The 12,761-nt window shown below is 46.6% G+C and carries 11 protein-coding genes and 1 pseudogene; all 12 read left to right on the top strand.

Annotated elements, in window-relative coordinates; all coding sequences use genetic code 11:
- Window positions 1-18 precede the first annotated feature (18 nt).
- The gene (locus ACFOTD_RS14435; protein ID WP_378119865.1) at window positions 19-897 is read left to right on the top strand and encodes a carbohydrate ABC transporter permease; all 879 of its coding nucleotides are present in this window, start codon (window positions 19-21) and stop codon (window positions 895-897) included.
- Between the two features lie 27 nt (window positions 898-924).
- A complete protein-coding gene (locus ACFOTD_RS14430) occupies window positions 925-1,863 on the top strand; it encodes a nucleoside hydrolase (RefSeq protein WP_378119863.1) in 939 nt (312 codons plus the stop codon).
- 246 nt (window positions 1,864-2,109) lie between these two features.
- Window positions 2,110-2,391, top strand: coding sequence for a hypothetical protein (locus ACFOTD_RS14425; protein WP_378119861.1), 282 nt, complete (start codon window positions 2,110-2,112; stop codon window positions 2,389-2,391).
- Between the two features lie 480 nt (window positions 2,392-2,871).
- A complete protein-coding gene (locus tag ACFOTD_RS14420) occupies window positions 2,872-3,609 on the top strand; it encodes a DUF2310 family Zn-ribbon-containing protein (RefSeq protein ID WP_378119859.1) in 738 nt (245 codons plus the stop codon).
- Window positions 3,610-3,730: 121 nt separating this feature from the next.
- Window positions 3,731-4,465, top strand: a complete 735-nt coding sequence (locus ACFOTD_RS14415) for an SDR family NAD(P)-dependent oxidoreductase (protein ID WP_378120083.1) — start codon at window positions 3,731-3,733, stop codon at window positions 4,463-4,465.
- Window positions 4,466-4,579: 114 nt separating this feature from the next.
- Entirely contained in the window at window positions 4,580-4,939 is a 360-nt protein-coding gene (locus tag ACFOTD_RS14410; RefSeq protein ID WP_378119857.1) for a hypothetical protein, read from the top strand.
- A 170-nt stretch (window positions 4,940-5,109) separates the two neighbouring features.
- Entirely contained in the window at window positions 5,110-5,340 is a 231-nt protein-coding gene (locus ACFOTD_RS14405) for a hypothetical protein (protein WP_378119855.1), read from the top strand.
- A 135-nt stretch (window positions 5,341-5,475) separates the two neighbouring features.
- Window positions 5,476-5,703 (top strand): hypothetical protein, encoded by a 228-nt coding sequence (locus tag ACFOTD_RS14400; RefSeq protein ID WP_378119853.1) that lies wholly within the window; start codon window positions 5,476-5,478, stop codon window positions 5,701-5,703.
- Window positions 5,704-6,353: 650 nt separating this feature from the next.
- Window positions 6,354-6,656, top strand: a complete 303-nt coding sequence (locus ACFOTD_RS14395; RefSeq protein WP_378119851.1) for a hypothetical protein — start codon at window positions 6,354-6,356, stop codon at window positions 6,654-6,656.
- Window positions 6,657-6,768: 112 nt separating this feature from the next.
- Window positions 6,769-6,967, top strand: a pseudogene (locus ACFOTD_RS14390) (LacI family DNA-binding transcriptional regulator); the annotation flags it as partial.
- Between the two features lie 479 nt (window positions 6,968-7,446).
- The gene (locus ACFOTD_RS14385; protein WP_378119849.1) at window positions 7,447-11,970 is read left to right on the top strand and encodes an InlB B-repeat-containing protein; all 4,524 of its coding nucleotides are present in this window, start codon (window positions 7,447-7,449) and stop codon (window positions 11,968-11,970) included.
- Between the two features lie 187 nt (window positions 11,971-12,157).
- A complete protein-coding gene (locus ACFOTD_RS14380; RefSeq protein ID WP_378119847.1) occupies window positions 12,158-12,661 on the top strand; it encodes a hypothetical protein in 504 nt (167 codons plus the stop codon).
- Window positions 12,662-12,761: the final 100 nt, after the last annotated feature.

The following is a 12,761-nucleotide window of genomic DNA, read 5'->3' as shown; positions in this document are numbered from 1 at the left end:
AGCAAAGGAGGTTTCACCGTGATCGGGATAAAGAAGTGGGATGCTTTCTCCATTTTCAATTACGTTTTTTTGAGTCTGTTTTGTATGCTTGCCGTTTATCCGATGATATACGTGCTTGCCGGATCATTGAACGATGGCAATGACTATATGCGCGGCGGCGTGTATTTTTTCCCCCGCCAATTCAGTCTGGCGAGCTATAAGATCGTGTTTGAGGACGAAAGGCTTTATACGGGTTTCATGATCACGACCCTGCGGACTGTCATCGGAACGGTAGCTTCCGTGCTGTTTACGGCGATGGTCGCCTATGCGATGTCCAGGAAAAAGTTGGTTGGCCGGAGTGTCTATTCCTGGATTTTCCTGTTTACGATGTTTTTCGGCGGGGGGCTTATCCCCTATTTCCTCGTTCTAAAATTTCTTCATTTGCTGAATACGTTCTGGGTATTCGTAATCCCGACAATGTTTTCCGTATTCAACATGATCATCATGCAGAGTTTTTTCCGCGAGCTGCCGGAGGAGATGCTTGAATCGGCATCTCTTGACGGAGCCGGCGATTTCGGCATGTTTGCCAAGCTTGCGCTTCCGCTCTCCATGCCCGTCCTGGCGACTGTCGCGATGTGGAACGGCGTCTGGCATTGGAACGAATTTTACGATGCCATGTTATTCACGAATAACGAGAAGCTGATGACGCTTCAGCTCTACCTGATGAAGCTGATCAAAGAATCCGATATGATCTCGGCGAACAGTCAATTCATACCCCCGCAAGCCCGGCGGGCGTTCAGCGTGACGACGGTTCGCATGGCGGCGATCATCATCAGCACGATACCGATTTTGTTCGTCTATCCGTTCATGCAACGATACTTCGTAACCGGCATTATGGTCGGTTCCTTAAAGGGTTAATAGAGAGGGAGAAGGAGAGAAATCCAGATGAAATACGAACAATTGAGCCAAGAGCTCCGGTTAAGCCGCTTGCAGCATCCCAAACGACGCGTACGTATCGTGATGGATACGGATACGTTCAACGAGATCGACGACCAATTCGCGATCGTCTATGCGTTATTGTCGCCTGAGGCTGTGGACGTCGAAGCGTTCTACGCAGCTCCTTTCTATAACGAACTATCCGAAGGTCCCGCTGACGGAATGGAGAAAAGCTATCAAGAGCTGCTCAAAATATCGAAGCTAATGGGGACGGAAGGACGTATTCCGGTATACCGCGGGTCAACAACGTATCTTCCTGACGCGAGTACGCCGGTCGTCAGCGAAGCTTCGGAGGATTTGGTCCAGCGGGCGCTGGCTTCGCCGGACGACGATCCGCTCTACGTCGTCGCGATCGGAGCCATCACGAACGTGGCGTCCGCGATTTTGATGGAGCCGTCCATCGCCAGCAAGATCGTCGTCGTCTGGCTTGGCGGCCATGCGCTTCATTGGCCGGATACGAAGGAGTTCAATCTCTTCCAGGACTTGCACGCTTCGCGTGTCCTTATGGATAGCGGCGTCCCTTTAGTGCTGCTTCCCGTTGCAGGCGTTTCATCTCATCTCGTCACGACGTTATCTGAACTTAGGGATTATGTACTGCCCTGTGGGGAGATCGGCGAGTACCTGTACGAGACGTTCTTGAATTGCTCGACGGACCATTTCGGTTACTCCAGGGTGATCTGGGACATCGCGGCAATCGCGTGGCTGGTGAACGAGAACTGGCTTCCGAGCGCCCTTGCGCCGAGCCCCCACATTAGCGAGGATTTTCGCTGGTCGGCCGATCCCTACCGACACTTCGTTAAAGTCGCGCAGTTCGCGGATCGCAACGCGGTCTTTCGAGACCTGTTCCGAAAGTTGGCCAGCAATACTTTTACGAAGGACGTCGAGTAAACTTACCAGAAAGCAAAGCCGATGGCAGCGATGAGCGCCATCGGCTTTGCTGTGCGTTTATGCAAGTCCATGGCATATCGGCTTTTGCTCCCGCAAGTAAGTGTTTGAATCGTCCTTATGGACGTGAGTTAGGTTGCTTTTGTTCATTGAAGTAGCGGGCCAGTTTAGCGCAACTTTTCTAACCTTCAACTCGTACACACTGATGCATGGGTTAAAATCCATTTTATGGAGGATGGTGTTTTAAAGTTGAACGTATCCAATAAAGTCGTTGTGAATTTTTTACTAGCTGTTTCGGTAGTCGTAATAATCGTAGGTTATATACAATTAAATAACTCTGTTTTATGGGGCACTGAAAAAGTGAGCGAATATATGAGAGAGAAAATGCAGGGGAGTATGGATACAAGCCAGTACAATATTATGTTGCAAGGGTTTATAGAACAAATTAAGTGGAGTGGAAGCATTCTATTAGGCCTTGGTGGGGTTTGCTTTATAACTTGCATGACGCTAGTTATGAATAAGCGTTCTTAATTGGATTAACAGCGTATATAACCGCCTGCAAAGGCGGTTATATTTTTGGCTGATTATCAAATTGAGAATTAACAAACTTCATTTCAAGAGTAATTTTTGAATTATTTAACTGAAGCCAAAAGGCTAGGTATTAATACTAGATTAGCTTATTAACTTATAAATGGAGTCGCAATTGAGGATTCGCCTAATTGTGAGAAAGCAGCAGAAGCGGCAGAAAGTATCGGAACCAATTGTTCGATTATATAGTCTGCAGGCAAGATCGGGCAGGCTGTTAAGATAAAGGGCAGCAGTTTAACGATGGGCATACGGGAATTGTGTGCTACGCTGTAGAAAGGGCGTTCGACAAGAAGGTTATGGTTGTTCAAGCAACAAGAAGAAAATTGAGACTGGAAAATACATGTCAGGAAGATTGTAAAGTGGAAGCAACGGATATGTCATGTGTAAATGATAAGCTATGAATTTGCTTTGGAGGTGAACTGGGTGTTTCTTTATAAAATAGTAACTTTTCCGAATACAGAACAACAAAATGATGAACATGAAAAGTTTATAGAAGAACAGAATTGGTATATAGCTGCTCTTCAAAAAAACGGACAAATATTATCACATGGAAATGTCACCGTTTTTGAGGACGGAAAATTCATTAATTATGTGTTGACTCCTGAAATAAATTCCCTCAATAGCGTATTTAATAATAGATATGTAAATGAGTTTCTTAATAATCTGATTCAACTATCATCAAGTGTTCCAACTAATATCAACGTGGGAAAATCCACTGATTTTGAACCATCATGTACTTGCCAAAGTCCTTCATCATACATTTTGTACACGGAAATGTGGCATCACGTATCCCCCGTCTCTTGTGGCGATTGCAAAAAAACGATCCCCTTGTATAAACTTCCAAAGATCAACGAGGAAGACGAATATTTCTCAGTCCTTTCTTGGCAAAAAGCATTTAATGCTTGTGATCGCTTGTTTTATGAAGGTATTAATGAGCGTGGTGCATATAAACAAATGTCTAATCCTGCTTCGGAGCTATCTATTATGGGCAGAAAAATCTGCACTCTTTTAGAACAAGCAACAGGTAAACCTTTTTATTATAATCTGTATCGTCAGTATTCCCGAAAGAAAAAGGTCTGCCCTTCTTGCGGAGAAACATGGGATAAAGAGAGTGGATTAAAGAAATATTGCTGTCAAAAATGTAGATTAGTTAGTGAATAGTTCTTTTAAAAAACAAACGATCTTGAAGTAACAGAGAACGATTTTTCAGCAACGACCAGCCATCGGTTATACATACGCAGGATAGCACAATGAATGCAATAGATTCGGTTGGGGTGATAGTATTAGAAACTTATATATTATTACGGGTACGTCTCGCGGGATTGGTTTAGCATTGGCAACTCGTCTCCTCGCTTTGGGGCATACCGTTTTCGGTTTTTCGCGTAATAGTTGCGATCTATTAGAACAATATAGAGAATATAATCATATTACGATTGATCTTGCTAATTTTTCTTACATAGAAGAGGCAGTTGATCGCTCCTTATCTGCTGCAGCTACAAACACATTCGACGCGGTTTACTTAATTAACAACGCAGCGTTGGTCGAACCCCTAAGACCAATTGATAAATGCACACCTGAAGAGATTGAGTTAAATATTTCCGTAGGTTTGATCGCCCCGGCCATCATTATCTCAGCTTTCATCAGAAGAACCATGGGATATCCAATGCGAAGGAAAGTCGTTAATATAACATCTGGATCCGGAAAATATCCAGTAGCAGGAATGGCAGCGTATAGTTCTGCAAAATCCGGTTTAAATATGTTGACAGAATGTATTGGGTTGGAACAGAAGCAAAGTAACAACCCCGTTGAGGTAATCGCAATCGACCCAGGTATGGTTGAAACCTCTATGCAACAAATTGCTAGAAGTAAGTCTGAAGATGAGTTTGAGATGACATCGTTCTTTAAGCGTGCTTCTGAAGAGAAATTATTAAATACAACAGACGAGATAGCAAGCCATGTTCTTCGCCTTCTGGAGGAGAGGGTTGCAAACGGAACAATCGTCAAGTATGACAAGTGATAATTATTTAACGAGATTGGAGCAACGTCAAGGCGATAAATCGAAAATAAAGCTCCCCAATGAATGGTTCAAAGAATGGCTATATAGATTGATCTAATAGGGAACGTTAATTAAATGAAAAGAGGTGTTCATATCGGTCCCCCTTTAGTTCCTTTAAGGATACCCTCGGGATGGCTAATATCATTTAACCAGTTTACAGAAGCAAACCCCGATTTATTTATCGATGATGACTATAAGTACAAGTGGGATTTTAATGAGGATATTTTTCAATTTAAAAACTCTTTTAGGAAACGAATATTGGATCTTAGTTGGCGTCCAGCGTTTAATCCCAATGGTGAGTATATTCTTGTTTTAGTAGATGCGAATACTCTTTTTTGGAATCCACCATTGTCAGAATTTCGCTCAAGAGATATTAGCAAGATTGTTGAAATGACTGAGTTTTGGCTGTTGGAAGTCTCTAACGGAAACCTTTAGTCATTTAACTAACTGTGAGACGATATAAATTGAATGAACATCAATGGTAGCCGGCCAGACGATCGATTGTCGTTTCTATTGTTTATATTGAAGTAACTGGTAGTTTAGTTCATTCATATAAGTGATATCTGTTAAGGGAGAAATGTCAGTATAATTGGGGGTGTATTCGGGTGAGTATTGGTTACAACTTAAAATTGCCCAATCAGAAACAGTCCATATCTGTAACATCTCCTGTCGCTCTCGATCATACAAAATATATAGAATACGAAGGCTCGATCTACAAAGTGAAAAGAAAATATATGACTAATATAGCTGGAGAAATTATCGAAGTAGCAACTACTGACGGAAAGCCCGAAGAAATTATTAAAACAGAAAAGTTCGTTAATCCGTTTCTTCTTTAACCCAATGGTGTTGAGCTATCGGGAAAAATGAAACCAGGGGCGATTAAATGTTCAATCCCAAGGTCTTCTTCTATTAGTTGTGTCGAAGTCATGGCCTATACAGCCAAATTTAACCCGACACAATGGGGATGAAGATTGCAACAAAATGATTGGGGAATTAATAGAAAACATAAAGACCCAAGAAGAGAGAAGCTTAAAGAATTCCGTAAAGGTATGCAGACTATACATTTTCACAAAGAAAACAAAGCAGCAAGAAAACAGGATTATCGAAGATATAGAAATCAAATGAAATCATTATTGCGCAATGAAAAATACGAATTTCTACGTAAATATCAACGAACAAGCGGATGGATTACCTGGTAATAAAGAATTAAACAGAAAAGGCAACCCATCATGGGCTGCCTTTTTTGAATTCGAACATTTGAACGGAATATAACTGCCTGCAGTCATTGAAGACTACCGGGGGGATCTCAATTATCTCTTACATAAGTGCTGAGGATAGTTTTGCGTTCAGGGTGGGATGGTATTCAGCGGCTACGCTAGCTTTTGTGTGTGATGGTGTGTTGACCGACTTTCAAGAAGATATTCAATTGGAAGGAAAGCAATTAATTACACATGCATCGAAGTTGTTTTGGCAGATGAAAAGCTAATTAAAAAAGACGACTGGAGAGTTAATGAATTTAAAGAATGGTTAGGTTAACTTCGATTAAGCATCATTGCGTTAACGAGAATCGATAGGAGAACTAGTATCACGGTAGCCGGCAAGACTATGAGCATGTTAAGAGAACGTGGACCTTTGATTCAAAATGATTTTGAAGCAGTAAATCCGTATGTTTTTTAAGCATATGGATTTTCACATGCCGTTAATCTGGAGCCGCTGGCCATTGTGCCTCCTCGGCCTTACCTTCGTCTCCCGCTACTAGAATCGGTCGGCGACTGCTTCCTTTGCCAACTAAGCAATGATCGTCTATAATGAAAATTCGCAAAAATTTGCAAGGCAGAGGAGTAGGGACGTGAGCATTAAACACAAGGATCAAGCGGAGCTTATGGGGCTCGTCAAAAATATTCGATTGGGCATGGCAACGGCTGAGGCGTCTGCATTGCGCCTAAAAAATAGCGGTGACACGCTTTTCGAGGATAAGATGATCGGACTTTTTCTCCATGAAATCGGGGGGCGGATTCGCCAAAGATACGGCCAAGCCTTTAAAAAGGAGTTGGACCGTTACTCTAATTTGGATCTAATCCAATTTTATATTAGTGCAGGCTTTGACAGAGAAGTCGAAGAGCTGCTCACGTTAGATGACCGCCTATCCTAAGCGGTTTTTTTGTTTTAGTGGGCTCTTGCCGCAATGTTTGTTGCACTCTTCACGAGGAACGCTAGTTCTATTATGAAAGACTAGGCGTAATACAGACATAGGAGAATCCAATGTGGCAAACATTAACGAAGTTGCAAAACGTGCAGGCGTGTCAGCGTCGACAGTATCAAGGGTCTTAAATAATAATCCATATGTGTCTGACTCCAAAAGATAGAGTGCTGCGCGTGATTGCTGAACTGGATTGTACCCCCAACCGGCTTGCGGTTGATTTGATTCGTAAGGAAACAAAAAGCGTTGGCGTGATCCTTCCTATGAAACTGAAGTTTAATCGAAATATGGATAAACATAAACTCGAGTTTGTCCTGGGTATCCCCGGAGCGGTCGCCCTTTCCCAACTTGGTATAGATCATGTTGATCAAGCGAACGAGTATCGGAATCATTTCATGAGGGATTTTCAACAAATCATTCATGTGTACGAAGGCATTCAGTAAGTTCTGGCCGCCCTATGTGAACTTTCGTATACTACAGGGATGGGTCAAAAAATGCTAAAGTAATGCCTTCCTTAGAGGACAACTGTTGTTGCTTTTCAGAATAATCCTGAATGCAGATGCTGCTGGTTTTCCGGCAGCATTTTTTAGTTCGTTCATATTTAGATAGCGAAGGTGTGGGACTATTTCCTTTAAGATTCTATTAAGAAAAGCTCTATCTTAGGCTGATAAACTAAAAAATTGATAGCCTAAAACTATATTGGTTAGGAGCATCCAAGATGATAATGAGGCGTATGCTAAGCATGCTGATTGCTCTCGTTCTGCTGGCCGGCATAATTCCATCGACGGGATCGGCGGCCGCACCTGATAGTTGGACGCAACGTAGCCCACTGCCTACGAAGAGCGATATGAACGATGTCATATTTCACGATGGGAAGTTCGTGGCGGTAGGCGCTAGCGGCACGATTTTAACCTCTAATAACGGAGAAAGCTGGACCCGGCGTGCGTCGGACGCCACGGTGATGCTCAATAGTGTCGCTTTTGGAGATGGCTTGTATGTTGCGGTAGGGCAGTATGGCACGATCTTGACCTCTAGCAACGGGGAAAACTGGACGAATCTCGAATCCGAGCTTACAGAAGAGCATCTAAACGATATCGTCTACACGGGCAGCCTGTTCGTTGCTGTCGGTAACTACGGCAACATATTGACTTCCGAGGACGGGACGACCTGGACGAGCCGAACATCCGGTACGTCCAACCATCTCAACGGCGTGAGCTTTGGAAATGGCAAACTGGTGGCGGTCGGAGCGTCCGACACCGTTGTGGCTTCGAGCAATGGCATCGATTGGTCTGTAAACCCTTCGGGTATCGGCGGATTTCTGACGGGAGTCAGCTATGGCAGCGGCGTTTTCGTCGCTGTTGGCTTCTCTGGAACGTTATTCAGCTCTGTCGACGGCAACAATTGGACTTTTCGAAATACGAATACGTCGAAACATTTTTACGGAATTTCCTTTGCGAACGGCTTGTTCATGGCAACTGGGCTAGACGGGACGCTTGTCACCTCCAGTAACGGCATTAACTGGACCGGTCGCGTCTCGCATGTAACCACTACGTTGGAGAGCGCGGCCTACGGACTTGGCAAGTATGTGGCGTTTGGCGCTGCCGGTACTTTATTGCTATCGGAAAACGGCGTCGACTGGACAAACCGGATGTCAGGCACGATAAATGACTTGAACAAAGTTGCGTACGGAAACGGGTGGTTCATCGCGGTCGGCGCAGCCGGAACGATCCTGTCGTCTCTGGACGGGGCGCTCTGGGCGAGCGACAATACGACCACGCCTTTCATGTTATACGGCACTGCTTATGGAAATGGAAAATTCGTTATTGTCGGCTACAATGGAGCAACCCTGACATCAAGCGATGGGATCAGTTGGAGCGCAGGCAGCTCAGGCACAGGGAATAGTCTCCAGGCGGTCGATTACGGCAATGGGCTTTATGTTGCGGTCGGGTTGAGCGGAACGATTCTCACTTCCCCGGACGGAAACACTTGGACAGCCCAAGCTTCGAATACATCGGTTGACCTGTATGGAATTTCTTTTAACGGCACAGATACCTTTATTGCGGTAGGACGTACGGGAACCATATTGATGTCGACGGATGGGATCAACTGGACGAATCGCTCGTACGGGGGAAGTCCCTCTCCGACGCTGATGGATGCTGCATACGGTAATGGGCGTTATGTCGCGGTTGGCAGCTTTGGGACGATTATCACTTCAAGCGATGGCGTAACCTGGGCAGAGCAGACTTCTAACTTCTTCGACTTTATTAACGGCGTAACCTACGACAACGGCACCTTTCTGGCGGTAGCAAGAAACGGAACCGTGCTCGCTTCCAATGACGGGACGACTTGGACAATGAGGGAGTTAGGGACTTCTGACTGGCTGTTTGGCGTCGTGGCCGACGCTGACGGTGGATATGTCGTTACGGGACAGAGTGGCAGTATCTATCAGTCCAATCCGCTATCGACGTACAAGGTGACGTTCGATTCGCAGGGAGGCAGCGCGGTTGCTTCTGCGACAGGCCTGAGCGCTGGTGCGAAAGTTAGCGAGCCGGTTGCGCCAACGCGTGTGGGATACACGTTCGAGGGCTGGTATAAGGATGCGGGCGGGCTAACCACTTGGGACTTTGCGATAGATACGGTGACGGTGGACACGACGTTGTATGCGAAATGGACGTTAATCCCGCCTCCGCCGACGTACACGTTGACGTTCGATTCGCAGGGAGGCAGCGCGGTTGCTTCTGCGACAGGCCTTAGTGCTGGTGAGAAAGCTAGCGAACCGGCTGCGCCAACGCGAGTGGGGTTCACATTTGAAGGCTGGTACAAGGAAGCGGGTGGGCTCACCACTTGGGACTTTGCGATAGATACGGTGACGGTGGACACGACGTTGTATGCGAAATGGACGTTAATCCCGCCTCCGCCGACGTACACGTTGACGTTCGATTCGCAGGGAGGCAGCGCGGTTGCTTCTGCGACAGGCCTTAGTGCTGGTGCGAAAGTTAGCGAACCGGCTGCGCCAACGCGAGATGGATACACGTTTGAGGGTTGGTACAGAGATGCGGGCGGGCTCACCGCCTGGGACTTTGCGATAGATACGGTGACAGCGGACACGACGCTTTACGCGAAATGGGTGCTGATTCCGCCTCCGCCGACGTACACGTTGACGTTCGATTCGCAGGGAGGCAGCGCGGTTGCTTCTGCGACAGGCCTTAGTGCTGGTGCGAAAGTTAGCGAACCGGCTGCGCCAACGCGAGATGGATACACGTTTGAGGGTTGGTACAAAGATGCGGGCGGGCTCACCACTTGGGACTTTGCGATAGATACGGTGACGGTGGACACGACGTTGTATGCGAAATGGACGTTAATCCCGCCTCCGCCGACGTACACGATGACGTTCGATTCGCAGGGAGGCAGCGCGGTGACTTCTGCGACAGGCCTTAGTGCTGGTGCGAAAGTTAGCGAACCGGCTGCGCCAACGCGAGATGGATACACGTTTGAGGGCTGGTATAAGGATGCGGGAGGCGTTACTGCTTGGGATTATGGGACGGATACAGTGACGGCAGACACGACGTTGTATGCGAAATGGGCGCTGATTCCGCCGCCGCCGACATACACGGTGACGTTCAATTCGCAGGAAGGTAGCGCGGTTACTCCTGAGACGGGCTTGAGCGCAGGCGCGAAAGTTAGCGAGCCGACAGCGCCGACACGAGATGGATATACTTTTGAGGGCTGGTACAAAGATGCGGGCGGGCTCACCTCTTGGGACTTTGCGATAGATACGGTGACGGCGGACACGACGCTTTACGCGAAATGGGCGCTGATCCCGCCTCCGCCGACGTACACGGTGGCGTTCAATTCGCAGGGAGGTAGCGCGGTTACTCCTGAGACGGGTTTGATCGCTGGTGCGAAAGTTAGCGAGCCGGCTGCGCCGACGCGTGTGGGATACGCGTTCGAGGGCTGGTATAAGGATGCGGGCGGGCTCACCGCCTGGGACTTTGCGATAGATACGGTGACGGCGGACACGACGCTTTACGCGAAATGGGCGCTGATCCCGCCTCCGCCGACGTACACGGTGGCGTTCAATTCGCAGGGAGGTAGCGCGGTTCCCGCCGCGACAGGCCTTAACACAGGTGCGAAAGTTAGCGAGCCCGCTGCGCCGACCCGAGTCGGATACACGTTTGAGGGCTGGTACAAAGATGCAGGTGGGCTCACCGCCTGGGACTTTGCAACGGATACGGTAACGGCGGACACGACGCTTTATGCGAAATGGACGCTGATCCCGCCACCGACGTACACGGCACCATCTAATCCGATGGTCATTTCGGAAAACGGATCACTGACGCTTGTAGTCGGCCAGCCTGGGCAGGTGAGTCTCGAAGGTGCTATCACAATCTCCATTCCAGCGAATGCGACGGACCAGTCATTACGGGTAACGGTTGAGAAAGTGCTGGACACGAGTAAACTGATTACTGACAAAGAGATTTTGCTGAGCCCCGTCTACGAGATTTTGAAAAACTTCACAAAGGATTTCATCAACCCGATTACATTAACCTTTACATTCGATGTGTCAATCGTAAAGGACAAACAAAACGTAGCCGTATTCTATTATGACGAGGCAAAAAAGGTTTGGATGAAGGTTGGAGGTATCGTAGATGGCAATAAAATTTCCGTAGAAGTCGGCCACTTCACCAAATTTGCCGTACTCGCTGTCCCCGAGGAAGCAGGCGCGTCGGCCGATTTCAGTGATACCTCCGGGCACTGGGCGGAAGAGAGCATTCGACAGGCGGTGCTGGCCAGTATCGTAAACGGCTATCCGGACAACACGTTTAAGCCAAACCGACTGGTCACTCGCTCCGAGTTCGCTGTCATGCTTATGAATGCGCTGGATTTGCAATCTGAAGGTACAAACTTGACGTTTACGGATAAAGAGAAGGTGCCGGTATGGGCACGTAACGCGGTCTCCCAAGCGGTAGAAGCGGGAATTGTCCATGGCTATGCTGATGGATCCTTCCGTCCGGATGCTCCGATCTCACGTGCAGAGATGGCGATGATGATCGCCGGAGTGCTTCATCTTACTGACGCCGAATCGAACTTAGCGACCGGTTTTGCAGACGACTCAAGCATTCCGGCATGGGCAAAGGCTGCTACTGAGGCGCTGAGACAGCGTGGAGTCATTAAAGGCACAGGCGACAACAGGTTCAATCCGGATGTTCAAGCTACACGAGCGCAAGCCGTAACCATTCTGATGAACATGCTGGAACAAATGTAACGCAGCCAAACAGCGGCAATCCGGGGCTTTTCTAGACCAGGACTTGTCGCTGTTTTTATTATAATGGCTAGATGCCAGGGGGAGGCAAGCTTGATATTATTGAAGTGACGATAGAATGCTGAAGTCTAAATACATTTAAGGACGATACTCGTCTTTGACTCAAGGACATTAGTGGAGGTCTAAAGCATTGAAACGCTATTTTAGATGGGATGATAATGAATATATTGGTGGCACTGTTTATGTAGAAACCGAAGATGATTATGCGAAAAAACAAATAGCGCTATTGCCAAAGAATTACATAGCGTCCAATCGAAAAGACGCAAAATATCATTATTATTTATCTGATGCGCCAATAATTGCAAATGAAGTTATTAAGCATGGAGCGGCAGAAGTTAGCAAAGAGCAATTTTACGATATATGGAATGAATATAGTAAAGAATTATTTAATAAATGGAAGTTAACAAAAGAGAATTTTCCTGTTGGATCGGTAGTTGAGGGCTCAATTGAAATATTTTATCCCCAGGGAGTAATTTTTAGCATTACGGAAGATGTAATCGGTTTGGCAGATTATAATAAATGTAGAGATAGCACAAGACCAGATAATCTTTATCCAGGACATAAAGTAAGAGGAATAGTTAACGGGTACGATGAAGAAAATATGTGGCTATATAGACCGCAATTAATATCATAACCGAACAAGCAGACGATCAATGGTCTGCAACGGATGCTTGTTGATCCGCTGCATAAATTGGCTTACATGAAGCCTAATCTTATAAAATTTTTCAAAAAAG

Origin of the sequence: Cohnella sp. GCM10012308, from assembly GCF_042649185.1 — a bacterium.
Taxonomy (GTDB): Bacteria; Bacillota; Bacilli; order Paenibacillales; family Paenibacillaceae; genus Cohnella.
This window is presented reverse-complemented; position numbering and strand designations above follow the sequence as displayed.

What these genes read in the sequence shown, in the direction of transcription:
- ACFOTD_RS14430 (WP_378119863.1), top strand. Translation starts at nt 925, where the DNA reads ATGAAATACGAACAATTGAGCCAAGAGCTCCGGTTAAGCCGCTTGCAG.
- ACFOTD_RS14410 (WP_378119857.1), top strand. Translation starts at nt 4,580, where the DNA reads ATGAAAAGAGGTGTTCATATCGGTCCCCCTTTAGTTCCTTTAAGGATA.
- ACFOTD_RS14385 (WP_378119849.1), top strand. Translation starts at nt 7,447, where the DNA reads ATGCTGATTGCTCTCGTTCTGCTGGCCGGCATAATTCCATCGACGGGA.